We start from the raw sequence: 23,873 nt of genomic DNA, 5'->3' as shown, positions 1-23,873 counted from the left end.
TACGAAAAGTGGGAATTTACAAGTTACGTTACAGATCAATGACTTATAAACGGGGGTGGATACGACCTGCCCGGAGTTGCGTTTTGTGTTGGCGATTTGTGTAATTTGTAAATAATGCAAATCGCATCACGGCAATAAAACGACCCACCACGCAGGCGCGTGATGGGTCGAACTGTCGTTATAAAAACACATCCTGATGCACGACTTGCTCGTTCAAGGCCGCTTCCTGTTCAGGGAAGAGAGGAAGGGAGAACTCGTCCGGATGTCGGGCTCGGCGTTGGTGTTTCGACTGCCAGTACGCCTGCGCTTCATCCGACGATGGTTCATCACTCACACTCGGTAACGTCGGCGCCACCGGCACCGATTCCGTCGACACCGCCGCGCGAGACGACTTCGAAGAACTAGTCATCTTGCGGGAAGATTTCTTCGGCGGGTAGCTCGTCTTCGTATAGCCCGGCGGTAGGGGGATATCACTCAGGTCGATGTTGGAGGCTTTTGCTACCCGAGCCTCGCGATCTGCCGCGCGAACCATATCGATGGATGACGAGGATCTCCGCTTGCGCGGGCTGTCTATTTCGAGTGAGACAGTCTTCGGTTCATCTCGTGCTTCGTATGGTGCCTGATTGCTCATCGCGAAGCCGAACTTGCCAAAGTGGTGCTTCACGAGGAACGGCCAGATCATGACGAATACGAGCAGCGTCGACACCCACCAGAGTCCCCATTTGGGGTGCGCTGTGATGAAGACTACTGACGCGGATGCTGCGATGTAGAACGACCCGAAGAGAAGCTGACGTTTGAGAGGCATGGCGAACTCCGTTATAGGCTGTACGCTGTCGAGATGGCCAACATCTGCGCGGAAATCGAAAGAAAAACCCGGTCAGCAGGACAACGCTGAACCGGGTCGGGGTAGTTATGCGAGAGACAGAAGTCGCTCCCATTCTGCGGCGATGTCCCACGACTGCACCGCTGCGAAGCGCTGCATCAGTTCGTCGATCGTGAACGCGTGCGTTGGAGAGTCCTGCGTCAAGAGATCGTCGATTTCTGCGTGACCACTCTCGAAGACCTCCAACGTCGTGAACACGTGGTCGAGTTCGTCGTTCGGGAAACCATCGTTATCACGCTGCTGCACGGCGGGGGTGGGAAGGCCGACCTGGTGAGCGATGATCTGGCAACCGTCCTCCAGCTTCGAGCGAATCAGTTCCAACTGCTTCGACGAGATCGCTCCAGCCAAGACAACCGTCTCGCTGACGCGATAGTTGCCCGCGTCGCAGTAGGTGAGATCCAGCCGCGTGTTTTCCCCTTCATAGCGGATGCCCTTGTAATGCTGTTCCCCGAAGGTCGTTTCCACCAGATCGCGAAACTCGGGCGGGAGAGTGGGGGCATCATCGCCGGCCGCGACGTTGTCAAAGTCGACGGTCTGAACGTTCACATTCCCATCTTGCGCGGTGTCGCTGACGCCACCCGATACCGATACAAGGACAAGAGCAGGGGCGAGACTGCCACCGTTCGACATGGCCGACTCCACCACGGCGATCGCGGTTTCCAGCCCACCTGGATCGTTCTGAACCGGGTCGTACAGGTTTTCGTCGATGCCGCTCTTGATATCCTCGAGCTGGGTGTTTGCCGCATCGATGACTTTCTTCAGGGCTTCGTGAAGTTGCATACATACTCCTGGTAGTTTGTTGAGCCGACCCCTTGCGTAAGGCCTGGCGTGGTGTGATGCCGAACAGGCGCAAAGAAAAACGCCTTCCATGGATCTGGAAGGCGTTGTATGGCGGTTGGCAATCAGATGACGAGGTCGATCGACTCCTTGTAGGCACCGAGATCCGGCACATCTGGAACTGCGACAGGCTTCGATGGCTTGATCGTCAAGGCCGTCGGATCGACGTTGTTGAGATCCACATCCTTGGAAACCTTCACGGTTACAGACGAGCTTCCCTTCTTGCGATAGGTATCGAGTTCGGCATCGGTCAGGGTGATGTTCTTGTCCGCGAGGATTTTCGCGTAGTCGACGGTCCCCTTCTTGGAAACACGCGTGACCAGCACGCCGCTCCCTTCCCGCTGGTTCTCGGCCTCGCCGAGCAGGTCGATCAACGCCTTTCGAGCCATTTCTTCTCGCTCCTGGACCTCCTCGAACTCCGCCTTCGTCAGCAGGTACAGGGTGGCCGCGGCTGCCCATTCGTCCGACTCCCACACACCCGACTGAACCCGTAGCCAGAATTCGACTTCGGCCGCTACGATTTCGTCGATGCGAGCCTGATCGCGCGGAACACGAATCAGACAACCGTCTTTTCCGTCGAAGGAGTAGTAGTTCGCGAAGTCCGCTTCAGCAACGAACATCTGATGCTGTAGCTGATCGACATACTCATCCGGCACCACACCGCCGAGCGCAAGTGCATGGGCCTTGTCGCCTGGACACTTGATTTCGGTTGGCTCACCGGAGAACGTGTCGATGCCGTCGAACGATGCGCGGATGAAGGGATGAATAGAGCTTTGTGCTACGAGGGGCGTGACAACATTCCCCGACACCTTTTCGTACGCCGCCCTTGCGAGCGGTTCCAACCGATGACCACGTTCCCGGATACGGGCGAGAATCGGATTGGCTTTCGGATCTGCTCCTTTACCGGTTTTATGTTTGAACAACTCGTAAGCACGAGAGTATTTGGACTTGCCCATGATGATCGGGGCATCGGACGCGCCGATTCCCTGCAATCGCCACGCGAGCCATTCAGGTGAACCCTGAATAGTCTCTGGCCCATTCAGGACTTGCATTGCCATTGGAGATCTCCCACTGAGGTTTGCCGTGCGGACGCACGACGCCAGACATCGCGATTTGCCTAGCTTTGGGAGATGCAGAACGGCCATACAGAAACTGGCGCTTCACTTGGCGTGTTGACTGGCCACGCCGCGGCGCGATATATTTTGGTTATCTCTCGGCTGCCCACCTGAGACAATGGCGACTCGAACGGGTGCTTCAATTTGAGATTCTTTTGCGCGCAATCACGCGTCGCAATTGACCGACCACTCCGGTTCTTCGTGCGGATGGATCGCCATTAAGCGGTATCGCACGACTTTGAACGGGAGCAGTTCATGACCTACGATCTGAGCAAGATCGCCATAGGTGCGCGTCGCGCACTTTCCGAATGCGGGATACCGCTTAGCCAAGGGCACGGGCTCGAGGTCGCCGCGGGCCTTTTCAGTTACGGCACGTACCGGCAATATCTCGAGAAGCCTTATACGTTGCCCGATCCCGGCTATCTGATTGAGCTTCTCACTCAACCTTTCGTCGTGCTCGATCACCGAATGGCCATGCGGCGTCTGGAGGAGATCAAGGAAACCCGCGAGCGCCCGAAGCCGGAACTCGAACAGATTGTGTCGACGTTCGCCATCCACGCGCAGCAGGCGGCGCCGGAAACGACTTTTTTCGACGAGAACGATTTCATTGATCGTCACATTCTGACTGCGCACAAGGCAGCCGTTCTTGTCTGTGAGCCGGTGCGGCAGGTTATGGCCGAGATCGGCGTCGTCTGCACTGTCTACGAAGAGGTCGAGCGCGACTTCTACGAGCTCACATTTTCTCGTGGGCCAGATTGGCGTCTCGAGTACGGCGGACACTTTCGCTCTCCGACATCAAACGGTGGCGAAGCGGAGAACATCCCTGAAGTTGCTTTCCGTGCGACGCTGCTTTTCCCGAGGCTCGCACCGGCTATGTTGGGCAGGGCATGGACCAGGATCAGCGCATGGTCACATTTTCCGAGTGACTGGCGATCAGCCGATCGCGGTGCGCCCACTTACGTCGGCCAGTTCTGATTTTCCCTACGTGGTCCGCTGCGCGCGGATCTGCGTTGCGCGTCACCACGCGCGCAGCGGGACCATCTCGATCGATATCGCAATCTTTGGCGCCGTCGCGGCGTCGAGAAGGAGAGAGCAGCTATGAATCTGCTAGGAACAGTAACCGTAGAATTCGGTGGCAGGAAACACAAGGTGCACGGCAAGGATTTTTCGCTGGAAGAAGATCAGAACCGGCACTTGGGCGAAGGCGACTTTCAGTACGAGGCACTCTTCATCTATTTCGACCCCGACCAACGCTTCAAGATTCTGGTTCAGGCGACAAAGCTCGATGGCAATGTGACCTTGTATGACCCGTCGGTCGAAGGCAATGCCAAGATCGTCGACGATTCGCTCGACGTGTCCGGCTAAAGAGCGGCTCCACTCGCACTGAGCGGTTGCGCGCAATCGCTCCGCTCAAACAATAGCCCCCCAATCTCAAGGATGGGGGGCTTGAAACATCAGTTAATAAATCGACAGCGCGTCAGTCGTTTCGCACGAAAATGCCGGGCAAAATACCCAGCCCGCCAGCTCGCCCTTGTTCACAGTCCTGACACCAGTAGGACTTTTCACCCAACATGTTCAACTGCATGGGGTTGCGCGCGAGCATGAACGCGTCGTGCGCGTCGGGGACAGACACGGCAACCGAGTCGTCGAGATGCGGGAACTTCTTCCACGTAATCGGGAAGGTGCCTTCTGTCCCAGCCCATTGACTGCCGGGAGATTTGACGACTTCGGCAACACCGTCACCCTCGCTGTTCTTGTCCGTGAAATGGTTGAACTTGAGCTTGACAGTCACGCCGATGTCCTGGCCGCCAAACATCTTGCTGGCGGTGTAGACGGCAGGCTTGTCCGAACAGGCGGACAGCGCTAACGCAACGATTGCCAGGCATACGAGTTTAAACATAGGGTTCTCCTGTTGATTGAGTGAATGCATGGAAGAGGTCCAGAAATCCGTGCCTGGAGAAATGCAACACACGATCCAATACTTCAGCGGCCATCCCGGGCTACTATTCGTGCATTTGACGGAGATTGGTGTGGCCTACGACATCGACGAACATCGCTATCGCTTTGCTGTCTGGGCCGCTGGTCGCGCATACGCGCGTGGCGGCAAAGATGGAGCGGGATGCACGGTCTGGATGGCGAAGCGGTTGATTGACAGGTCGGGCTTGGGGGCTGTCCGGAGTGTCCAAGATCTGCCCGAACGGCCAACGGAAATTGATCGTTGGGTATTCACGATGATCGCGCGGGTGCGCCTTGCTTCGCGTGGAGAAACCTACAAGATCCGAAGCGCTGGCGCGCATGAATCGAAAAAGCTGAGATTGAGTTACGGCCGAGCACAGAAGCTCGTCAACATGTATCTGAAGGCGATGCTCGTTTGTGGTGGGCAACAGAGCGATTCGCGCATCCGATTTCTACATCCGCCGATTGATGGTGTGCTACTCGACACGCTGTGTAACGTGACGCCAGGTGATCGAGCAAAGGATTTCCCGACGCTGTTCAGCGCTGCACAAGAAACCGGGAAGAGATGGACCAAGTTTCAGAGGCGCGGCTACGTCGCCTACCTTGACGCAATCAAAGTCTTACAGGGCGACGAGCCGTTGTGGGCGGTGGAGGAGCATTGGTCGCCGGGCCGCGACGAGTAGGTCAGACTCCACACGCCCCACATCAGCGATAGAGTCAGTCACGCTTCACGCTGATCGCGCGGGGCATGCCTTCGACCGCGTTCGCGTCTCGAAGCTGGTCCAGCGTGATCGAAGTGTTTGTCGACGAGGCATATGCCATCGCGCATGAGCCGATCTGGCAGATCTGATTGACCACCAGCAAGTGAGCGGGCGTTGCGGCCTGCTTCGCATCCGCATTTTGGTGATAGCGCAAATCGGCTGCGGCGGCATTAGCGTCTTGCGTGAGGCTGTTCCCGAGGACGAGCGGGTTTGAGCAGTCGCTCAGCAACCAGCAGGAGAGCCCTACGGCGACGCCAGTTCCAAGGACGCTTGTGACGGTACCGGCCGAGATATTGTCGGAGGCCTGTGCGGGCTTGTACTGGTCAGCAGGACCTGCGTAGACCTCCTTGACGGTGTACTGGATCGTCGGATGGTCCGCGCTTACCTTAAAGCCAGACGCTGCGATCGCGCGATTGAGCTTCTCCGCCACGTCCTCGCGACCGTCCAGCGACGAGGCGTGGACCGTGCCGGAGAAATGGATCGGTCCGCCAAAGTTGCGCTGACCGTGGACCGCGAGCACGTGGATATCACCGAGGTCAACCTTGTCGACCTTTCCGGCGGGAGACGTGGCGCAGCCGGAGAGGGTAATTACTGCTGCTCCAGCCAGAGCGACTGAGAATTTTCTTTTGATCTGATTCATGGTCCCTCGGTTTTTGTTCGTAACGCGTATGTATATTTCACACGAAATAGAATCGTTGCGCAAGGTATTTTGTGAGGGGCTGGGTGGCTCGGGCGAAGCGCAGGACGGAAGGGCGGGGAGGCGGCTGACAGACGAAAAAAAACTGGGCTCACGTATGACGTAGAGCCCAGCCTTGAGATGATCGGATGCCGCGGCATCGATCTAGGTGGCAATCCACCGTTTCACAAGACTGGGCTCATCCTCACTCGTTTGTCACCTCTTCAGTATCGTCGATAGCAGTACGACGATTCACGGCTCGGTGAGCCTTGCGACCCCCGCCAAGATGCACCTGGCTGCTATGCTAGGACGTTGTGTCCGGGGGATAGTCATTTGCGCTTGTTCACATGTGGTGAACAACCTGAGGCTTGTATCTCTACAACCCATTCTCCTTTGTTTCCTTGCGGAACACATGTTGTCCAACGCTCGGGAGACACCCGGCTTGCGACTGTTGTCGGTTCTCGTGATTACGGTGGCAAATGAGCCACTTTTATCGAAGACGCAGGCTGTGCATAGCCTTGTCGAGCACTCGGGACAAAAACATGTGGGAGGTTGGGGAAAGATACGCTCAGGCGGCGATGGGGCATTGCGCTAGCCCGTCACCAAAACATGACTACAGGGAGGCGTCGCGCACCTCGGATCAGACCGGTGTCTCCAGTTCTGCATCCGTGAACCTTACGCCTTCGATATGCAGCACATGGATCAATAATCTCGATCATGGAAGGGGCTATGCATCTTGAATACACCGGCGAAGGCAAAAGAAACTGGCGGTGCGCGTAAGCACCACTATGTCCCGCAATGCTATCTGAAGCGATTTACAAGCACAGGCAGCAAAGGCGCTCAGCTTTTCGTGATAGACGCTCAGCAACGGCGTGCTTTCACAACAACGCCGGCAAATATCGCGGCAGAGCGGGATTTCAACCGGGTCGACATCGAAGGGGAAGACCCAAACCTTGTCGAATCCAGCTACGCGGAGTTTGAAGCGAGACTTGCGCCGGCGCTCGTGCGGATTGACAAGCGTGGCGCACTCACTGACGACGCGGATTTATCGCTGGTGCTGGAGCTAATCGCCATTCTCGCAGTGCGCAATCCCAGTCGGCGCGAGAACAAACGAAAATTCCATGAGCAAACGCATCGTCGCGTGATGGAATTGCTGGTAGAGACCCCAGAACGATGGGCGGCACACACGAAAAAGGCGATAGAGGCGGGCGCGATCGAAGCGCCGGGGCTGGGCTATGAAGAGGTACGAGATTTTGTTCAGCGGGGAGAGTTTACCCTCGACGTTGAAACGACACAGCATGTGCGGGAGGAGCTGAAATCTCTCACGACCGTCTACGAGTTGCTCCACCGCCGCAATTGGGTCGTCGTGAAGGCGGGAGCGTTGTCGGGCGGCTTTGTCACTTCGGACCACCCCGTGACGCTGTGCTGGGACGACGAAGAGATGGAGAGCAGTTTCTATCCTCCAGGCTTCGCGTCGCGCCGCACGACGATTTTTTGCCCACTGTCCAGACAGGTTGCCATCCGCGGTTCTTTTGACGGCCGGCAGGGTGCGGTCGAGGTGCCGCCTGAAATTGTGGCCTCCATCAATCTGCGCACGATCTTGTACGCTGGAAGGCAGATCTACGCCGAGAACGACAGCTTCCAGTTCATGAGTGAAGAGGGGAAGATGCGGCCGGGGCGTGAGTTGCTTGATCTGTTGCGACAGGTCGCCACGCAGGATTCACGTTCGGACGATTGACGACGGACCATGGCGATTTCACCGTGAAACGCAAAGTGGACGCATCGAGGTCGCCCTCTTGTTCGGTGCGAAGTGGACAACAAAAAGCCCCACGACCGCACGAGTGCGGCTGTGAGGCCGGGAGGGTAATGCAGTTCGTCTCTACTTCATCGACACGACGTACGTGACTACCCCGTACGCGATTAGAGACATCTGGAGATAAATGACGAGTTGAACGCGGACGGGTTGTGCGGAGACGGCTCTCATTGACTCGCGCAGATGGCAAGCGATGAAAACGACGAGCAGCAATGCGTTGAAGGCGACAGATACGACCATTGCCAGACCACGGACGAGCGAGATTGCCATAGCAATCAGTTGGAACAGAAGGTAAAGCAAGGGGATTCCCCATATAAACGAGACCCGGCGGGCGCCGGAGAAACCCACGCTCATTGAGCGTGGACAGCGGCCCAGGTTTTATCTCCTGCGCCGTGGTTCGTATAGCGCCGCGGAGCACTGGATTGACCCGCCTTGACTCAAACTCGCTTATGATATTTTCGACTTACGCATCGCCAGTTAATGCCGTTTGGTTATAACTGGGCATGTACTGGCCACACCCCATGACCCAACGGCCTTCCTGCTCAAGGTCATACTCCGAAAACGCCCGGCCTCCTGCGGAGCATTTAGTCTCGTTAGCAATGGCACTTTCGAGGCGGATGATTTCCGTCTGGTTCAACGGGCGTATCTCGATAGGGTTCTCCTCCCGATGGCGCTGAAACCATGCGTGATACTCGCGGGTGCCGTGCTTGTTGAGCCACCGGACATGCTCGTGCATGGCCTTGTCAGACTCGAACCCCAGCGCTGCCGCTTCGTTGCTAACCGTGACGATCTCTTTCTCTGACTTGAGCCGATGTTGCATAACACTCTCCTGGTTGAAATTGAACATGCGAGAGCGATATGCGGAACACCGGCGAAGAACTTGGTGAGAAAGAGCAGTATAGAGTTCGCATCGCCGGCGAAGCGTAATGGCTCCGGTTAGCCCTCGACAACGTCGGCGGGAGTAGGCATGGGCAGGGCGTGCGCGTCCTGAGCGGGTTTGTCCACGCAGGCCTTCAGGATGGCCTCGGCTTTGCGCATCGATCTCACGGTCTTCACGATGTCGATAGTCCCGTCAGCGTTGGCGACGGCAAACGGGATGAGTAAGGCCACCGTCATAGTGGTGCCTCTTCCGAGACGCCGAGGGCGCTGGGTTTCAACGCCGATCCTTCTTCCGGCGGCGAGCACTTCCTTCTGCCATCGAGTGCGCAGCGCAGCAACGTCGCCTCCCCGGGGGACCGAAACCTTGAAGCACAAGTCGAGTCGACCATCCTCAGCTTCGATTTGCAGGTGTAGCTTGCATCCGTCTTCCCGCGGTTTCCCCTCATGCCAGATGAAGGCATAGAAACCGCCGCTTGGATTGGGAACATATCGCCAGTTCGCTTCCGGAAACTCGACTTGCAGGGCCATGAAAAATCCCATCCGCGCATTCCGTGACCAACTAAGGGGCGGGGTTGAGCGGAAGCTCTGCACTTCAGATTCGATACGACGGAGACGGCGATAGAAATCCTCCGCAATATCGCTCGCTTCGCGTGCGGCACGGCCTGCGGAGCCTTCCAGAAGGCCCAATAAATCGAGACGGCTCAGCACGTGATAGCCGGAAGCGCGCACCCGCGTGTATTCGGCTTGGTTGCCTGTCTGAAGGTAGATCAGAACGAGCGGCTTGTCGTCTCTGCCGAAGCCAAGTTTCTCAAGCCGGCGGCGGTAGATACTGAGCTGGTCCGAGTGCTCCGTCGTGCCGACCTTGTCTTCGATCAGGAAGGCAATGGTGTCGTTCACCACGCAAAGGATGTCGATGCCCTTAAACTGGCGCCGCACCTTAACGGTTCGGATGTCCAGACGGGGGGGAGCGCCAGAATTTCTGGCGAACATCAGTTCGAGGAACTCACGACCAAGGGCGTGGATTTCCGGACGACCATGCCAGTGGCTGGGGGCAGCGTGGGCCAGCAGCCAGCAGAGAAACGCGTCCTGAGATAGTTCGGAGGGAGCAAAGTCGAAGAGATTGGGATGCACACGTACTCCGCCGATCATAGAGGAAAGCGCAATGTTACCGGCACAGTAAGAAAACCCCGGCCAGCAATGCTGAACCGGGGTAGGGAGAGTTATTGCAGCTGGCATGCCCCACCGGTTCGCTTGCCGGTCAAGGTAACCCACAGAACCGCGGCGGACAAGGTCGCGGCCGTGCCATCCAGAAGTGGCTTCAACGCGTTGCGATGGCTCGCAATTTGAGGGTCGAGCAGGCCAGAAATGTCGGGCTGCTTCGCCAGCTCGGCGCGAATGTCGTTCGAAGCACGGCACACGACGGCGGCAAGCGCGCTCAATTTGCTGAGGAGCGTTACCGAATTGTCCGCGACAACCGGGTCCGCGACGCCGATCGCGTTCGCCACGGCCTCGATCGTCACCGCACATTGCTCCGCGATAAGAAGTACGTGGCCGATGCAGTCGAGATTGAGTTCCAATGTGTCGCAAGGAACCGTTTCGGCCGGCGGCCGTTGTGGTTTCATCGTCATGATTGCTCCGTTCAGAAAGAAGGCACCAAACCTGGGGGATTGGCTGGGCAATCCAGTGATGACGTACACCAGGTGATACCAGTGAACTTACGCCTTCAGAAGGAGGCGGCTGGCCGTGAACCAGCGGAGCCGCGCCAGAAAGTAAATGGCGTAGGCATGCCGCATTCGACGGCGCACCAATGGGTTCGCGCCGTCGGTCGGCAGCAGCAGTGGCACGCCGAAGCGTTCGGACGCGACTTCGGCGACGGCGGCCGACCTGGAGACACCGTCGTGGCAATGAATTGCCAGTTCGTCTATTCCGGCCCTTGCCTGCTGCTCGATGAACCGGACAATTCGCAGGGCTTGCGCCAACCCCATCAGCTTGAAGTCGCCATACCGGCTGTCGATATCGTGAAACGCTTCCGCGTGGATCGCGCGCCAGCCAGCGTCGAAGTCCGGTGGCTCCGTTCCAGGATTCCGGATCGACACCAGCGCGCCGTTGGGATTGGAGTCGCGATAGGCAATATCGCGCCAGTTGAAGAAGGAAATTTTCATAGTGCGGATTGAGAGTTGTGAAAGGGCGGTCTCACGTTTCGACGACGCAAAGCGCCTTCTCCTGTTGTGCCATCGAGAGAAGTCGATCCAGTTCCGCGGCGATCATCGCGCCAGCGCGAGTGAGTAGTTCGACGCGCTCGGCGGTCGTACACGTAGCCGGATCTGCCGGCAGGCTGCCGCTGTAGAGCCGACGTTCACCGACTTCGCGTCGAAGGTCGGGGATGCGGGCCCATGGCCATGGGTCTGCCATAGTGCAGTCATCGTCGCCGCCATCGAGCGTGAAAAGCTGTTCGGTGGCCGCATAGCAGGCTGCGGCCATCGCAAGTTCCCCATCGTCTGTCGCAATACACGAAAGGCCATCGTCGGCAATCAACCGAGCGTGCGCTTCCGCTATCAAATTAATCCCAGTCATTCTTGTGCTCCCGACATCGAGCCTTGCAAACCCGATACCTATTGCCGCCCCGGTCGGCGCGGGGCAGCGCGGTTTTATCGAATCCCGTCGCCGCACAGGTTGAGTCACCTGGCGCGCAGGCTTCTCTCGAACGTCATGCAGTAAGTGCCCGCTTTGAAGCGCGACGACGATTGCGTCCACGTGCTCCTCAAGCGTGAGTGCCAGCCGAAGGCCCGCTTTCTCCTTTGTCAGGTCAATGCTTCGGAACATTGAGACGCGGTCCAGACGAGTTCTCGATGCTCAGATCTTCCCGACTGCGCGCTCACCTCGTTGGCGAATCTATCGCTCGCTCGGGTCATGAGAGGCTCCTCAGGCAGGCTTGCGTGCGCGCCATGCGGCCCAGCTCGCTTTCGAAACGACGTTCGTAGCGGGTATGAAATCGTGAAGGAACTGACCGCGGGAGGTGACAACCGGGATGGCGAGGAGAAGCACGGCCGCTGCGGCGAGGACAATCGGCGAGCCAATGAAGAGCAGACTAAGGATAGTCATCACTTTCATCGAGCTACGGAGAAGAACTTCGCCGAGACGCGCATCTCGCTCCTTCGCACTGGTGGTCTTCAGGCAAAAGAGCCATTTGCCGGGAGTGCACCTGAATTTCTTCCACGAGAAGAGGGCGTCATAGAGCCACCAAGCCGCGGGAAGGGTCGCGAACGCGTATGGCGCCATCCCGCGTGCAATCGCCTGATACCAGGCGAAACGAAGTTGGTCGAGTGGCACGTTGTGAAAGAGCATCTGCAATTGCCCCAACGCGGGCTGATCTTTCACAAGGATCGCGACGGCTGCCGCACCGATGGTTGTGATCGCGGCACCGGCCGACAGCACGAACGCGTCAGCAGCAGTCGCGAGGAGTCGGCGCGCAATAACGCCGAGTCGGGAGAGAACTTGGTCTTTCTTGATCATTTGACTTTCCTTTAACGGAGGAGATGCTGGATCGAACGAGTGATCGACTTCAGGGCATGCTCCTCGGAGCCATAGCCTTGAGACGAGTAGCCGCGTGTTGTTGGGCGAGGCAAGGGCATTGCGTCCCGCTTTGCTGCGTCAGACATACCGGGGAAAAAGTTGATGCCTGCGACCTGTTCCAGTTCTGCAATCGACATAACGGAGTAGTCGTCGACGGGTTCGTTGTCAGCCAGGTAGGCCGCGCCTCGACCAGTCCTGGTGTCGACAACGATCTTGAAGATGTGTGTCGGGACGAGTACACGCCCGTTTAGTTGACGAACCGTGCCGCCCGAAAACAGGGGTCCCGTGATCGTGTAGATGTCGCCGCGTTTTTCCGCGAGACGCCTGACGCTCTTCTCAATATCGGCCCAGAGGTGTCGGTTGAGAATGGCGTTTTGAGCGACCACGTTCCCGAGGCTGAAGGATTCGAGTTGCGCCGAAGGGGTGGCCATATCGCCGCTGGGCGCGAGATGCCCCCGATCGAGTCCGCGCTGGTGCGCGTAATCAGCAAGCTCGGCGCGATCATCTGACTCAAGCCGCTCCTCCGCGTGAAACGAATTCACGCGGTCAATTTCGCGAGCGGCTTTCACGCGATCAGCGGTCAGATGTTCGGCGGACCACAACGCGGTGCGGCTGATGCCCGAGTGCACCACGGCGAATTGCTGAAAGCAAAGCGCCTTCGTCTTTTGCGCCAGTTTCGCGTTGGTGATGACCGGGGCGGTGCCATGGAGGTAGCTGTCGGCGCAGTTCGTCTGATACGCGTTGGCCGTCAAGGAAGCAGCCGCGAGGACGGCGCCAAGGAAAAATGTCTTCACAAGTCGATCCTTATTTGGGGCTGTAGACCGGACAGAGGAGAGGCTTCAGACTGAGGCGGTTCGGGATGAAGTTGCGCAACTGAGTCGGATCATCAACCCAGCCGGCGACACCGCCGCCTGACGCCACATTCCGCAGGAAGGCCCATTGATCGTCCGTCGGCGTGTTGCCCGGCCTCTTGACTTCGACGGCCAGAAAGCGACCGTCTTTCAGTTGGCCGATGATGTCCGAGACGCCCGCCTCGGAAAACTTGACGAAGCGTTGGTTCTCGCCTTCGCCGAACACTGCCGCTCCGGTGTTCATGCGCATGCACCATGCAATAGCGGGGTGGCGCTCGAGCAGCTCGAGGCATGCAAGCAGCACGTCTGTCTCGCGGATCGTCGGAAGCTCGCTCCGAACTGCCGCTTTCACTTGCGCGACCGATGGCTTGGAGGCTGTCTCTGTAGGGACGGTCGGTTTCCCGCGCCGTCCCTGGAGCGCCGCGAACTCGGCTTCTGTGAACCGGATGCCCATGTCGCTCAACTGAACATGTTGTCCAACCCGTCCATCGCAGAGAGCGTCTCTGCGTCCAGCTCGGACAGGTTAGGCATCTGGATCGGCTGCTGGTCACCGCCACCGACGCTCGCGCCGATTCCGGTGGTCGCTGCCATTGGCGCCGCGGCGATAGCTGCCGGTTCGCCGCCCGTGATGAGATGAATCGGCTGGTTCGGCGCGCGATGCGCTTCTTCTGCTACCGGGAGAACCGGCGGTCGTGGGGCGGCGTTGGCGATCTGCGAGGAAACGGATATAGCTTCCGGCGCCTGCGGAACTTCGACAGACGGCGGCAACGACTGTGCTTGTGCCGACGAGTCGGAGAGGGCGGGCCGCGGAGTGGGCCTCGCGTTGATCGAACGCTGTCGAACAACCTTGGTACCACGAGCACGAGAGGGCGCTTTCTTCGGCTGACGAGCCTGAGCTACCGCTTCAATGAGACCGCCCGGACCTTCAAGCGCCTCATTGATTGCCTCATCAAGCGTCCCGGCTTCCCGGTGCTTGATGAACCATTGGTAGACGATGCCCCGCATGAGCGGAGTCTCCGTGCGGAACGGCATCTCCGCAAGGAACTCCAGCAATCCGGGGCAACCGTCCTCTCGGATCACCAGGTTGAATCGACGCTCTGCCTCGAGGGCGTCGAAAACCCGGATGAGCTTAGACATTCACCGATTCCTGTTGCGAGCGCATCGCGCGGCGCAGGGCGATGCCCATGCCATAGCGGCAGAAGCCGTTCGCGACCGCCATACGCGGGTTGTCGAGGAGCACGCAGTGCGGCCATTTTTTCGACAGTTCGTCATACAGGAGTGGGGCGCCGCCGCCCGCGAGCAGTACGCCATGCAGCTTGCGCACGTCGGTGGACAGGAGCGAGTCCGCCTTGGAGATGATCTTCTGCGCGACGTGCGAGACGGCTTCGGCGACTTCTTCCGCAATGTCCACGTCCCGACCATACTGAAGAATCGTCTTCGTCCGGATCGCCAGTTCGCACTCGATCAGATTCGAATGAATGTCCTTTGCGTTCAGGATGCGCAGCAGATGCTCGGCCGCGAAGTTCAAGCCTTCGCACGAGCTCGCACCGCGCTCGATGTATTGGCCTTCCAGCATGAGGAGGAAGTCGGTCGTGAAGTGGCCGACCTCGATGACCGCCCAGCTCTTCTTCCGGCCGGCGTCATCCTGCATGTGCGTCTTGACGGGCACCCCCGACTTGTCGAGATAGAAGTCGCAGTAGGCCCCCATCGGTTGCGGCAGTACGCGGATTTCCGCCTGAACGATCTTCAGCGTTTCGGCCTTCAACTGCTCCTGCTGCGAGCCGTACAAGGAAGCCGGCGTACCGATCACGAGGAGCGGGTCAGTCAGGCCCGGGACCCCCTTCGCCGCGAAGCGCTTCATGGTCGAACCGACCAGAGCGAGATATTCCGGCGTGCTCGTCCAGTTGTGAGAAAGGCCCACGGTCGTCCCGGCACTGCCTTGGAGGCGCGCGGTGTCGCCGGTGAAATAGCGGCGACCGGCAACCACGATGGTCTCCGCTTCAGCCTTCCGGGCCGTGGACTCGTCGGTGAGATCGATGGCCGGCGAGACGATCGAGGGGAAGGTCAACGGATAGAACATGCCACTGGCGAATGCCGTCGCCTTGACGGCGCTACGCCCCACGTCGAGGCCGATGATGGTCTGGTTCTGCATGGAAATCCTCTGGTTAAGGGTGCGAAAACGGCTTTTCACGGCGCGCTTTCAATGCGCATTGCGTTATGCGCTATGTGCAATGCGCATTGCTCACTACACATAGCTGATTGCACACTGCGAGTCATTCTAGGATACATAACACGTATTGACAATACACAAAGACACGAAAGACAATCTGGCCGTTATGCCGCCATCCGGCGCATGGTACAGGACCCCCCCAGAGCACGCTTAATACATTGTGGATAAGACCCCCCCGACGATCGCCGAATTAACGGACCTCAAGGAGAAGACGTGCCGAGCAGTTGCGGCAGCGGTCGACTTCATCGCTGACATCGACTCAACCCTCGTTCTGATCGACGGATTGATGTACGTAACCCAACCTTTTAAGAGCGGCAGAATAGGCATCAAATTCATCCAAAACAACGGGAAACTGCGCCCGCAAGTTCGCATCTTTACGCGCCTGAGAAACGGGAAGTGGATTTCGGACTACGTGACTCACAAAGGGCTCGTTCGACGGGTCAAGAAATCTCGCGAGTTCGAGGCGAACCACCAATACCTGCGGACTCTCTGCGAGCACATCACCACGCTGATCCAGATTCGGCAGGACATGATTGATCGCCTGAAGCACGCTGACCTGTCGTTCACGAACACGCTCAAAGCGCGCTCCCGGTACGTGGGCGACACATCTGCGGTGATCGGAGCCATGCACGAGAAGACGATGACCCGGTTCGAAGGCGATATGGACATGGACGACGAATAGGCGGAGTGATCGCTTTGCAAGTCAGGAGCCCTGGTGCCGAGTGGTGCCGGGGCTTTTCTTTATGCGCGGCGAGCGGGCGGCCATGCGGAGGATCGGGCGGGGCGGATCGTGGGCTTGGCGTAGGGGGAGCCGACTGATTGGCCATGCGAGATCACGGGCGCGGTGATCGTTGGGCGCTGCTCGATGCGCAGTTGACCAGGCGGCAATGCGAGGGACTGGGCTGGGCGGGGCCGAGGCTTTGCCCGGGTGTGGTGGACTGTTGGCCATGCGGAAGATCGGGCTGAGTGCCGGGCTCTGCTCCGCATGAGGGAAGTGGGCTCTTCTGCGACCGGAGGATCGGGCGTTGGTGGCTGCGGCTTGACGATGGTGGTCGTGGTTCTCTCGCTGGGGCGGCCGTCGTCCCTTTGGTCCCTTCTTCTCTCTGTGTGTTTCTGTGTGGGGGCCGGTCGTGCCGATGGTGCAGGTGCGGGTTGGATGGATGTGGATTGTGCAATCCATGTTTAGTGACCGGTTGCCCTGCGGTGGCCTGAGTGTGGTGATCGAGTGGCATGCGGTAGCTCTCGGTGTAGTCGTCTCGGCGGCGCATTGACCGCCGATGCCTTTGCTGTCGCCGGCGCCATGCGCGGCCCGGGACGGGGTTTATGGTTCTGCCGAGGGGATAACTATTTGTCCACCGCCGCTCTGATCTGCCTGTGTGACCTCTGGGTTTTCTGCCCGGCTCCGGCGGGCTATGGTCTCGCCGTGGGCATAACCATTTGTCCGCTTGCCCGTGGCGCCAGTGAGAGATCGGCCTCCGCGTTTTGCCGGTGTGCGCACTGTGCTCTCCTGGGTGAAGTGGATTTGTCTGCCCTCTTTCTTGTCCGGTGCTCTTCCTGCGGAACAACTCGCCCGACGTAGACGACTGCCCGGGATCACTGCACGTCTGGGGCGGGGAGCTGGATGCGCGGAGGCCCGGTGCGATGGGATCGATGGGATGGAATGGATGGAGATGGGGCGGTGGTGCTGCCAACGTGTTGAAGAGACAGGTGTGGGTTGGCGGAGTGATCGCTTGGCCATGCGAGGGAATGGGCGCAGTGAGACTTCTGCTGGCGGGAGATCGGGTGGAGTGTCGTGTCTGCGAGCGGGGGATAGCGGAGTGATGTTGCGGCTGGCGTGGGACTGGGCGGAGTCGGTGTTTTGTCGACGGGAGATCGGGCGAGGTGGTTGTGCGGCTGAGGGAATAGCGGAGTCTGGGATCGGCTGGCGGCATGGGCGGAGTGAGTGTATCGGCGGGCGGGGGATCGGGCTGAGCGGGATGTGCGCTGGCGAGGGATTGGGCGAGGTGAAATTGAGCGCGGTCGAGGATGGGGTAGCGGTGTGCCGACGCGGGTGGGGAGGGTGAGGTGAAGGTGTTCGCTGGCGAGGGATTGAGCGGGGTGATCGATTCGCGTGCGGGGGATCGGGTGAAGTGGCGATCGGGCTGGATGGGTGGAGTGAGCGGTTGGTATGCGGAGGCTTGGTGCGGAGCGAGTGATGCGCTCGGCGTAGGTGGAGTGAATCTTGGGCGGACATGATTCGGAGTGGGCGTTGGCGCCTGGGCGGCGGACGGTTTTGGGCTGCGGCGCCGGGATAAATGGTTGGCCCGGCGAGGACCTATAGGGCGCTACCTTGGGGGTAAATGGTTGGCCCTACACCGATCCTCTATGCGGAGTGAATTGGGGATAAATGCTTGGCCCCGTCTCCCTGCGCTTCCCACTTCCGCTCGCCGAAGCGTTACCCTATACGTGGCGACCCCGGATAAATGGTTGGCCTGTCGCTCGCTTAACACGTATGTATAATTTCCTTGCTCGTACACGATACTACGGGTATCATGAAGTCATAAATGGTTGGACACGAAGGAGTCCGCGATGAACACGAAACTGAAGGTTGGGATGACGGTGGCAGGCGCAGCGGTGATCGCTGGTGCGATCGCTTCGGCTGCGGTGCTGAACCACATGCCCCTCGTGAAGTGGGCGCTCGTCGCAGTGGGCTTCCTGATGATGATGCCCCTGTGGGCGCTGTTCAGTGGCGTCACGCCGTCGGCGCCGAAGAAGGCAGAGCCGGATCTGTTCTCCAAGAACCTGAACTATGTGCCGGACGACGTGAACCACGACAACCTGTGGCGGCCCGTCGGCGGCGACCGTAGCGGTTTCGACGATCACCTGTAATCCGAAGAACGACAAGAGATTCCGAGATGAGTGCAACGAGCGAACAACTGAAGGCGGTGGAGAGCACGGTTCATCGACTGATCGTGCAAGCCTACGCAGGTGCGGGCAAGACTTTCACGCTGGTGGAGTTCGCTCTGGCCAACCCCCATGACCGTATCCTCTATCTCGCCTACAACAAGGCGATCCAGGAGGAAGCATCGGCCAAGTTCCCCTCGAACGTCGAATGCCGGACCACGCATTCACTCGCCTGGCACTTCGGCCGCCGCTTCAAGGACGCGGGCAAGCTGGGCAATCTGCGCCCGAGCGATCTGATGCGCGCCTTCGACCTGAAGGTGGGCTTCGCCCGCGTGCTTCTCACCACGATCGAGAACTTCCTGTTCTCCGCTGACAGCGAGTTTGGCGAAGCGCACGTGCCGTCGACTGTTGCGGAGAAGGACGTACCGATGGTCGTGAAGTGGGGCGTGTACGTCTGGGCGGCGATGCAGGACCTCGAGCGCAAGGACGTGCCGATGCCGCATGACGGCTACCTCAAGCTGTTCCAACTCTCGGGCCCGGATCTCTCGCGCCGCTACGAAATCATCCTGTTCGATGAGGCACAGGACGCAAACCCGGTGACGACGGCGATCGTCGCAGCGCAGGACTGCCGCCTGGTGATGGTCGGCGACAAGTACCAGTCGATCTACGCTTTCCGGGGTGCCGTGAATGCGATGGAGCGGATCGAAGCGGACGAGACCGTATATCTGACGGAAAGCCGTCGCTTCGGCGCCGGCGTCGCGACGCTCGCTACCATGCTGCTGACGCACTTCCGTGGCGAGAACCACCCGGTGCGCAGCGCCTTCCCGGAGCACGAGACCCTCTATACCGTTGACCGCACCCAGCCGTACGCGGTGATCGGTCGCACGAATGCACGGCTGTTCGGCACCGCGGTGGCGCTGCTCGGCCTGCGTCGCATGCACTTCGTCGGTGGCGTGGAGAACTACCCGTTCGACAAGCTCGTCGACGTGTGGCACCTGATGGACAACAAGCCTGCGATGGTCAATGACCAGATGTTCAAGACGTTCGGCTCGTTCGGTGCGCTGGAGGACTATGCAACGAAGGCGGACGACAAGGAGATTCTCTCCCTGATCGGTGTGGTCAAGGAATATCGCAACAAGGTGCCGGAGCTCGTTCAGAAGATCAAGGACGAAGCAGTCGAGCGCCAAGAGGATGCAGACGTGTGCCTGTCGACCGCGCATCGTTCGAAGGGTCTGGAGTTCGATCAGGTGGTGCTGCTCGACGACTTCGAGGATTTTGTCACGGACACGGGTGACTTTCTCGTGCTCGACACGCCAGAGCTTGTACAGGAACTTAATCTCCTGTATGTGGCTGTGACTCGCGCGGAGCGCGTGCTGGAACTGAACCACCAGATGCGCGAGATCGTCGAAGCCCTCTCGGTGCGCGACCCCGAAGCGCAGTCGATCCTGAGTGCGAGCGTCACCGCGCAGGGTGCGGGTACGGTTGGCCTTTTGCCGGGTTTTGATTTCGCGCCGCGTATCAATACGCGTGATGAATCCAAATTGCGTCCGGAAGAACAGCGGCTCGTTACGTCGGGCGCGCAAGTCGCGGGCGGCGCAGTGGGCGTGGGTTCTGACATCGAAAGCATGGTGGAAAACGCCATCCTTCGCCAAGGCCTGTTGCAGGTTGCGCGGCTGGCAAAAGAACTCGGCTATGAGCGCAACGCGATGACCAACGTGATCGTCGAGATGATCCGCAAGGGTCGGCTCGCAGAAGTGCTGTTCGTCAGCAGCCCGGAAGTTGCCGCCCGCCTGCACGAAATGACGTTCTGATGCACGGCCAGCAACTCGGTGCTGCGTGAGTTGCTGGCGTCACAACACGGGGAATACGCATGTTCGAAATCAACATCTACGGCGAGCCGCCGTCGGCCGAGAAGATCCGCCAGTTGAAGGGATCGTTCGACGACAGCGCCGCCTTCACCGTTTTCATGATGGTCCCGATCCCGGGCGTCGACATTCTCGCGGGCCTCGCCACCTACGCGATCGAGGAAACCGTGCGCGGCACCGATTTCTGGGATGCCGACGGTGCGATCGAAAGCGACTGGTCCATGTCGATGATCACCCAGCGGTATGTCGAGAAGGTCCGGGTGCAGCATCGGCAGCTCGTACGCGTCGAGGTCGACGCGCTCAAACGTCACCTCGCGATCGAACTGCCAGCGCGAGAAGCAGCATCGGCCGCAGCGTCGGCCGTCGCGGATGTGCTCATCGCCAAAGGCAAGGAGGCAATCGGTGGCGCCGCCGGCGACGCGATGCTGAAGGGGATCAAGGGGTTCTTCGGCAAGTGACCGCGACGGGCTCCGATTTAAGAATTCGCTTCACAGGCCGTTAAACCGCACGTGTCGATCAGCCCCTCTCGACAGCACGGTGTGCAACGCGCGAGGGAATCGTCGGGCGATCGCACGCCAGACCAAAAACATGGAGAGAAAACCGTTGAAATTTCTGCGCAAACAACTGTCATTGGCCGTCAGCCTGGGGCTGCTCGCCGTATGCGCCTCCGCGTCAGCGCAACCGCGCTCAGTGGATGCACGTCAGCTCGATGTCGCTGGCGTCAAAACGGGGATGGACTACAACGAGGCGCTGACCGCCGCCTCCAACTACCTGCACGTGCCGAAGAGCCAGTTCAAGCCGGACCAGTATCCCGGCGTCAACCAGGTGACCGGGAAGCGGGACCCCGCATGGTTCACCTACGACAACAACGGCGCAAAGCTGACCGTCTACTTCGAGGGGCGGGTTCCTGTCGACAAGGCCCGGCCGTTGGTCGTGTGGCTGGTGCGATACGAGGTACCGTGGTCGCAGGACAACGCCGCAGCCATGGTCAACTCAGCTTCGCAGAAATACGGCGTTGCATCGAACGCTCCCAATACGCTGCCGATGCAGTGGTGCGATAACCCCAGCCCCAACACCGGCTTGGGTTGCCCGAAAAACATGAGCGACGCCTGGGTGGAACTGACACAGACCGCGGTCGCGCTGACTGATACGTCGTGGCAACAGGCGCGTTTCAGATTCGTGGATGCGAAAAAGAAAGTAGCGCCGGCGTTCTGATCCTCCCGGCGGACGCATCTTAGGCAATTGCGTGTAGCGCACGTCGCGCTGGCGCAGAGGAGCAATTCAAGGTGAAACGAAACGCGGCAAACTCGAACTCAGACGGCTCTGCACCGTGTCAGGCGCACCACCTAGCCAACGCATACACGGAGGCGACGGAAGTCGTCGGCGGCCTCTTCGTGGTCAGGATGAGCGATGGCGGTTGGAGCATCGCGGACGGTCCGGGGACGACACTCTCGGCGCCCGATGAAATCGAATGCGCGGGATGGCATCTGCCCGTGCGCTTTGCGTCGAAGGAAGCCGCCGTCGGCGCGATCGGGTCCGGTCCGGACGCCTGGTTCGACATCGAGATCGACGGGCCGTGGGTGTTGCACTGTGTCGAGCGCGGTGCCGTTATCTCCGAGGCTTACCGACGCGCACATTGACCTGACAGGAAAGAGCGTTGTGGGGAAAACCGTCTCGGTCACACTCCCGTTGGGCGTATGGGCCGACACGTCAATGCTCCGCAACGTGTGTCTCAACGGGTTCGCACGGTGGCACATTGATCACCTCGACCCATCACCGGAGATCCAGCAGTGTCTGAATTTTCCATGGCGTTAGCCGCTCGCGTTCAGTGGGCGCTGCATCGCGTAAGCGTGGTTGCGGAGAACCAGAGGGCCGCTCAGACTCATTTGTCTCGCGCGCTCAATGGCGCGAAGACCTGCGGCGACAATGCCGCCTGGACGGACGAAAATCTGGCGTGTCCGGCGCTTCTCGCCGACGTGCCCGATCTTCGAGGGGCTTTTACGCAAGCGTTCGACCGCGTACGCGAACAGCGGCAAAAGCGGCGCACGCGGGATGGCCTCACGGAAGAGCTCACCGTCATGGCCGAAGAAGCGAGCCGCGGTTGTGGCCAGTCCTACGAGCTGTTCGTGAAGCGATTTTCAGCGGATGTCGATGACCTCCTCGAGCTCGTTGAATCGCCTTACCAATCGATAGCGCTTGAAGTAGCCGTTTCCAAGGGCTACGCCACGCCGGCGGAGCGCGAAAAGATGCAGGAAGACATCGAGAGTGACGGCGGCTGTTCGTTGACTGGAATTGATCCGCATTACTGTCCCTGCGGCAGGCATGAATAAGTCGTGTGAAACGTTGCAATTGAGTACGTCAATTCGTACAATTGGCGTATCAATACGTGTTATGTATCTTCGCAGATTCGGAGTCGAAAAACGATGATTCAGTACAGCGCGATCGAGGTGGCGAATCCGGGAGAAACGCCGATGGAAGATCGGCTTGATGAGCCGCGTCGCTTTGTCGACATGGGCAACGGGCTTTTCTTCGTTCCGGAACAGAGCGAGAAATTCGAGCGCTATGTCGCCGAGGCGACGGCAGATCTCACGGATGGACCCCAAGGGGAAGTGGCACTCAGCTATTCCGGCGGCGCGTGGGAAGGACAGGTCGGACCGATCTCGGCACGGCCGCTGGCGGAACTGTCGGCGCCGCGATATACCGCGCTCGAAAGCGCGAAGGAACGGGGCGCCCAGATCTCCGCCAGCGACCTGATGGAAAAGGGCGATGCGATGTACTGGCCCGCGACAGTGACCGTGCTTCACGAAGGTCGCGCGGCGGGGCTCGCTGCGCTCGATAACCGGGAGTTCGCCGACGAGGCGAGTTTCATCGCGGCACTGCGCGAATGCACCGCGTCAAGACCGCCGCGAGCATTGCGTGTCGCGTCGCCGTTGCTTCGCGAGATCGCTCTCGCGTTTCGCGAGTGGGGCCGCGGCGGTGCCGCGCTTCACTGAGCAGGTGATCGCCACGCGAGGTGGTGGCATCAGTCCAGATCCTGTGTCCCATTAGGCAAAACTATTCACCAACTTCTCTCACCACAACAATGAAGAAAATCCTCCTTGCGGCTTCTGTCGCTCTGCTGCTCTCCGCCACTGCCCATGCCGAGTGCTCGATCACGTACTACACGGGCCCTTCGACGTGGGAAGCGCTTGAGAAGAACGGCGGGGTCGAATTCAGCAACTACAAGTCTGTCTGTGAAAAGCTGCGTCGCGCGAACGCTCGCGTCAATATCACTGGGGCAGCTACCGTCCTCAACAACATGTCGATCGGATGGGCGCAAGTTAGCGTTCTCGACATGAATACGTCCGTCGGAACGACGGAATATGCGTCGTACAGCACTACCGCCAATCCGTTCGCAAGCATTGACAAGGCAAACGAGCTGATGCTCTCGTCGGTTAACGCGGCGATGAATAGTTGGCGCGAGCTCGACAACGCTCTGGCGAAGCTCGAGGCTGAGCGCAATCGTGCGCGATTGACCTTCGCTCGGCAATAACACGCTTCCGTCATTGTCA

Annotated in this window: 28 protein-coding genes; 13 read left to right on the top strand and 15 right to left on the bottom strand. The window is 59.4% G+C overall.

All coding sequences use genetic code 11. The annotated features are described in order from the left end of the window. Positions 1 to 178 precede the first annotated feature (178 nt). The 3 genes from P9292_RS03090 to P9292_RS03080 all read right to left on the bottom strand — a co-directional run bounded on the left by P9292_RS03090 (position 179) and on the right by P9292_RS03080 (position 2,778). A complete protein-coding gene (locus P9292_RS03090; protein ID WP_244797365.1) occupies positions 179 to 805 on the bottom strand; it encodes a hypothetical protein in 627 nt (208 codons plus the stop codon). Positions 806 to 910: 105 nt separating this feature from the next. Further along, a complete protein-coding gene (locus tag P9292_RS03085) occupies positions 911 to 1,663 on the bottom strand; it encodes a hypothetical protein (RefSeq protein ID WP_244797366.1) in 753 nt (250 codons plus the stop codon). A 122-nt stretch (positions 1,664 to 1,785) separates the two neighbouring features. Beyond that, positions 1,786 to 2,778 carry a YqaJ viral recombinase family protein gene (locus P9292_RS03080; protein WP_011876205.1) on the bottom strand — a complete coding sequence of 331 codons (993 nt, stop codon included), beginning with the start codon at positions 2,776 to 2,778 and terminating at the stop codon, positions 1,786 to 1,788. 312 nt (positions 2,779 to 3,090) lie between these two features. On the opposite strand from P9292_RS03080, the gene P9292_RS03075 reads away from it, so the two are divergent. Both P9292_RS03075 and P9292_RS03070 read left to right on the top strand, forming a co-directional pair. Further along, positions 3,091 to 3,810, top strand: a complete 720-nt coding sequence (locus tag P9292_RS03075; RefSeq protein ID WP_244797367.1) for a hypothetical protein — start codon at positions 3,091 to 3,093, stop codon at positions 3,808 to 3,810. 123 nt (positions 3,811 to 3,933) lie between these two features. Beyond that, positions 3,934 to 4,200, top strand: a complete 267-nt coding sequence (locus tag P9292_RS03070; RefSeq protein ID WP_014194192.1) for a hypothetical protein — start codon at positions 3,934 to 3,936, stop codon at positions 4,198 to 4,200. A 112-nt stretch (positions 4,201 to 4,312) separates the two neighbouring features. On the opposite strand, the gene P9292_RS03065 is transcribed toward P9292_RS03070, so the two are convergent. Further along, positions 4,313 to 4,735: a hypothetical protein gene (locus P9292_RS03065; protein WP_014194193.1), complete on the bottom strand. Its 423-nt coding sequence runs from the start codon at positions 4,733 to 4,735 to the stop codon at positions 4,313 to 4,315. 28 nt (positions 4,736 to 4,763) lie between these two features. Here P9292_RS03065 and P9292_RS03060 point away from each other — a divergent pair, with 28 nt between their 5' ends. Beyond that, the gene (locus tag P9292_RS03060) at positions 4,764 to 5,474 is read left to right on the top strand and encodes a hypothetical protein (protein ID WP_244797368.1); all 711 of its coding nucleotides are present in this window, start codon (positions 4,764 to 4,766) and stop codon (positions 5,472 to 5,474) included. A gap of 34 nt (positions 5,475 to 5,508) precedes the next feature. On the opposite strand, the gene P9292_RS03055 is transcribed toward P9292_RS03060, so the two are convergent. Then, on the bottom strand, positions 5,509 to 6,192 hold the full coding sequence (locus tag P9292_RS03055; RefSeq protein WP_244797369.1) for a hypothetical protein: 684 nt from the start codon (positions 6,190 to 6,192) through the stop codon (positions 5,509 to 5,511). A gap of 772 nt (positions 6,193 to 6,964) precedes the next feature. On the opposite strand from P9292_RS03055, the gene P9292_RS03050 reads away from it, so the two are divergent. Continuing rightward, a complete protein-coding gene (locus P9292_RS03050; protein ID WP_244797370.1) occupies positions 6,965 to 7,966 on the top strand; it encodes a DUF4238 domain-containing protein in 1,002 nt (333 codons plus the stop codon). 538 nt (positions 7,967 to 8,504) lie between these two features. On the opposite strand, the gene P9292_RS03045 is transcribed toward P9292_RS03050, so the two are convergent. The 10 genes from P9292_RS03045 to P9292_RS03000 form a co-directional block, all read right to left on the bottom strand. Then, positions 8,505 to 8,861, bottom strand: coding sequence for a hypothetical protein (locus tag P9292_RS03045; protein ID WP_309958007.1), 357 nt, complete (start codon positions 8,859 to 8,861; stop codon positions 8,505 to 8,507). Positions 8,862 to 8,977: 116 nt separating this feature from the next. Further along, entirely contained in the window at positions 8,978 to 10,051 is a 1,074-nt protein-coding gene (locus tag P9292_RS03040) for a PD-(D/E)XK nuclease family protein (RefSeq protein ID WP_244797372.1), read from the bottom strand. Positions 10,052 to 10,140: 89 nt separating this feature from the next. Continuing rightward, positions 10,141 to 10,617, bottom strand: coding sequence for a hypothetical protein (locus P9292_RS03035; RefSeq protein ID WP_309958004.1), 477 nt, complete (start codon positions 10,615 to 10,617; stop codon positions 10,141 to 10,143). Positions 10,618 to 10,635: 18 nt separating this feature from the next. Continuing rightward, the gene (locus P9292_RS03030) at positions 10,636 to 11,082 is read right to left on the bottom strand and encodes a hypothetical protein (RefSeq protein WP_244797374.1); all 447 of its coding nucleotides are present in this window, start codon (positions 11,080 to 11,082) and stop codon (positions 10,636 to 10,638) included. 31 nt (positions 11,083 to 11,113) lie between these two features. Continuing rightward, entirely contained in the window at positions 11,114 to 11,674 is a 561-nt protein-coding gene (locus P9292_RS03025) for a hypothetical protein (protein WP_309958002.1), read from the bottom strand. 168 nt (positions 11,675 to 11,842) lie between these two features. Continuing rightward, positions 11,843 to 12,433, bottom strand: a complete 591-nt coding sequence (locus tag P9292_RS03020; RefSeq protein ID WP_244797376.1) for an RDD family protein — start codon at positions 12,431 to 12,433, stop codon at positions 11,843 to 11,845. An 11-nt stretch (positions 12,434 to 12,444) separates the two neighbouring features. Next, on the bottom strand, positions 12,445 to 13,287 hold the full coding sequence (locus P9292_RS03015; protein ID WP_244797377.1) for a DNA/RNA non-specific endonuclease: 843 nt from the start codon (positions 13,285 to 13,287) through the stop codon (positions 12,445 to 12,447). 10 nt (positions 13,288 to 13,297) lie between these two features. Beyond that, positions 13,298 to 13,798, bottom strand: a complete 501-nt coding sequence (locus P9292_RS03010) for a VRR-NUC domain-containing protein (RefSeq protein ID WP_244797702.1) — start codon at positions 13,796 to 13,798, stop codon at positions 13,298 to 13,300. Positions 13,799 to 13,803: 5 nt separating this feature from the next. Continuing rightward, the gene (locus P9292_RS03005; RefSeq protein ID WP_244797378.1) at positions 13,804 to 14,481 is read right to left on the bottom strand and encodes a hypothetical protein; all 678 of its coding nucleotides are present in this window, start codon (positions 14,479 to 14,481) and stop codon (positions 13,804 to 13,806) included. Continuing rightward, a complete protein-coding gene (locus P9292_RS03000) occupies positions 14,474 to 15,496 on the bottom strand; it encodes a ParM/StbA family protein (protein ID WP_014194206.1) in 1,023 nt (340 codons plus the stop codon). Before P9292_RS03000 ends, P9292_RS03005 begins: the two co-directional genes overlap by 8 nt. Positions 15,497 to 15,734: 238 nt before the next feature. Here P9292_RS03000 and P9292_RS02995 point away from each other — a divergent pair, with 238 nt between their 5' ends. From P9292_RS02995 to P9292_RS02955, 9 genes are all read left to right on the top strand, one after another. Continuing rightward, a complete protein-coding gene (locus P9292_RS02995) occupies positions 15,735 to 16,256 on the top strand; it encodes a hypothetical protein (RefSeq protein ID WP_238551665.1) in 522 nt (173 codons plus the stop codon). Between the two features lie 1,886 nt (positions 16,257 to 18,142). Continuing rightward, entirely contained in the window at positions 18,143 to 18,442 is a 300-nt protein-coding gene (locus P9292_RS02990) for a hypothetical protein (RefSeq protein ID WP_244797379.1), read from the top strand. 26 nt (positions 18,443 to 18,468) lie between these two features. Further along, positions 18,469 to 20,268, top strand: a complete 1,800-nt coding sequence (locus P9292_RS02985; protein WP_244797380.1) for a UvrD-helicase domain-containing protein — start codon at positions 18,469 to 18,471, stop codon at positions 20,266 to 20,268. A 59-nt stretch (positions 20,269 to 20,327) separates the two neighbouring features. Then, positions 20,328 to 20,780: a hypothetical protein gene (locus P9292_RS02980; protein ID WP_244797381.1), complete on the top strand. Its 453-nt coding sequence runs from the start codon at positions 20,328 to 20,330 to the stop codon at positions 20,778 to 20,780. Between the two features lie 145 nt (positions 20,781 to 20,925). After that, positions 20,926 to 21,537 carry a hypothetical protein gene (locus P9292_RS02975; RefSeq protein WP_244797382.1) on the top strand — a complete coding sequence of 204 codons (612 nt, stop codon included), beginning with the start codon at positions 20,926 to 20,928 and terminating at the stop codon, positions 21,535 to 21,537. A gap of 71 nt (positions 21,538 to 21,608) precedes the next feature. Further along, complete coding sequence (locus tag P9292_RS02970) at positions 21,609 to 21,962, top strand: hypothetical protein (RefSeq protein WP_244797383.1); 354 nt, start codon at positions 21,609 to 21,611, stop codon at positions 21,960 to 21,962. Positions 21,963 to 22,112: 150 nt separating this feature from the next. Beyond that, positions 22,113 to 22,652 (top strand): hypothetical protein, encoded by a 540-nt coding sequence (locus tag P9292_RS02965; protein WP_244797384.1) that lies wholly within the window; start codon positions 22,113 to 22,115, stop codon positions 22,650 to 22,652. A gap of 93 nt (positions 22,653 to 22,745) precedes the next feature. Continuing rightward, complete coding sequence (locus P9292_RS02960; RefSeq protein WP_244797385.1) at positions 22,746 to 23,315, top strand: hypothetical protein; 570 nt, start codon at positions 22,746 to 22,748, stop codon at positions 23,313 to 23,315. A gap of 89 nt (positions 23,316 to 23,404) precedes the next feature. After that, on the top strand, positions 23,405 to 23,854 hold the full coding sequence (locus tag P9292_RS02955; protein WP_244797386.1) for a hypothetical protein: 450 nt from the start codon (positions 23,405 to 23,407) through the stop codon (positions 23,852 to 23,854). The last annotated feature ends 19 nt before the right edge of the window (positions 23,855 to 23,873 follow it).

It is taken from the genome of Caballeronia sp. LZ001 (assembly GCF_031450875.1).
Classification (GTDB): Bacteria; Pseudomonadota; Gammaproteobacteria; order Burkholderiales; family Burkholderiaceae; genus Caballeronia.
This window is presented reverse-complemented; position numbering and strand designations above follow the sequence as displayed.

Bases quoted from the DNA above. Each gene is read 5' to 3' on its own strand.
- P9292_RS03090 (WP_244797365.1), bottom strand. From the start codon at position 805: ATGCCTCTCAAACGTCAGCTTCTCTTCGGGTCGTTCTACATCGCAGCA.
- P9292_RS03085 (WP_244797366.1), bottom strand. From the start codon at position 1,663: ATGCAACTTCACGAAGCCCTGAAGAAAGTCATCGATGCGGCAAACACC.
- P9292_RS03080 (WP_011876205.1), bottom strand. From the start codon at position 2,778: ATGGCAATGCAAGTCCTGAATGGGCCAGAGACTATTCAGGGTTCACCT.
- P9292_RS03075 (WP_244797367.1), top strand. From the start codon at position 3,091: ATGACCTACGATCTGAGCAAGATCGCCATAGGTGCGCGTCGCGCACTT.
- P9292_RS03070 (WP_014194192.1), top strand. From the start codon at position 3,934: ATGAATCTGCTAGGAACAGTAACCGTAGAATTCGGTGGCAGGAAACAC.
- P9292_RS03065 (WP_014194193.1), bottom strand. From the start codon at position 4,735: ATGTTTAAACTCGTATGCCTGGCAATCGTTGCGTTAGCGCTGTCCGCC.
- P9292_RS03060 (WP_244797368.1), top strand. From the start codon at position 4,764: ATGGAAGAGGTCCAGAAATCCGTGCCTGGAGAAATGCAACACACGATC.
- P9292_RS03055 (WP_244797369.1), bottom strand. From the start codon at position 6,192: ATGAATCAGATCAAAAGAAAATTCTCAGTCGCTCTGGCTGGAGCAGCA.
- P9292_RS03045 (WP_309958007.1), bottom strand. From the start codon at position 8,861: ATGCAACATCGGCTCAAGTCAGAGAAAGAGATCGTCACGGTTAGCAAC.
- P9292_RS03030 (WP_244797374.1), bottom strand. From the start codon at position 11,082: ATGAAAATTTCCTTCTTCAACTGGCGCGATATTGCCTATCGCGACTCC.
- P9292_RS03020 (WP_244797376.1), bottom strand. From the start codon at position 12,433: ATGATCAAGAAAGACCAAGTTCTCTCCCGACTCGGCGTTATTGCGCGC.
- P9292_RS03010 (WP_244797702.1), bottom strand. From the start codon at position 13,798: ATGGGCATCCGGTTCACAGAAGCCGAGTTCGCGGCGCTCCAGGGACGG.
- P9292_RS03005 (WP_244797378.1), bottom strand. From the start codon at position 14,481: ATGTCTAAGCTCATCCGGGTTTTCGACGCCCTCGAGGCAGAGCGTCGA.
- P9292_RS03000 (WP_014194206.1), bottom strand. From the start codon at position 15,496: ATGCAGAACCAGACCATCATCGGCCTCGACGTGGGGCGTAGCGCCGTC.
- P9292_RS02990 (WP_244797379.1), top strand. From the start codon at position 18,143: ATGAACACGAAACTGAAGGTTGGGATGACGGTGGCAGGCGCAGCGGTG.
- P9292_RS02985 (WP_244797380.1), top strand. From the start codon at position 18,469: ATGAGTGCAACGAGCGAACAACTGAAGGCGGTGGAGAGCACGGTTCAT.
- P9292_RS02980 (WP_244797381.1), top strand. From the start codon at position 20,328: ATGTTCGAAATCAACATCTACGGCGAGCCGCCGTCGGCCGAGAAGATC.
- P9292_RS02960 (WP_244797385.1), top strand. From the start codon at position 22,746: ATGATTCAGTACAGCGCGATCGAGGTGGCGAATCCGGGAGAAACGCCG.
- P9292_RS02955 (WP_244797386.1), top strand. From the start codon at position 23,405: ATGAAGAAAATCCTCCTTGCGGCTTCTGTCGCTCTGCTGCTCTCCGCC.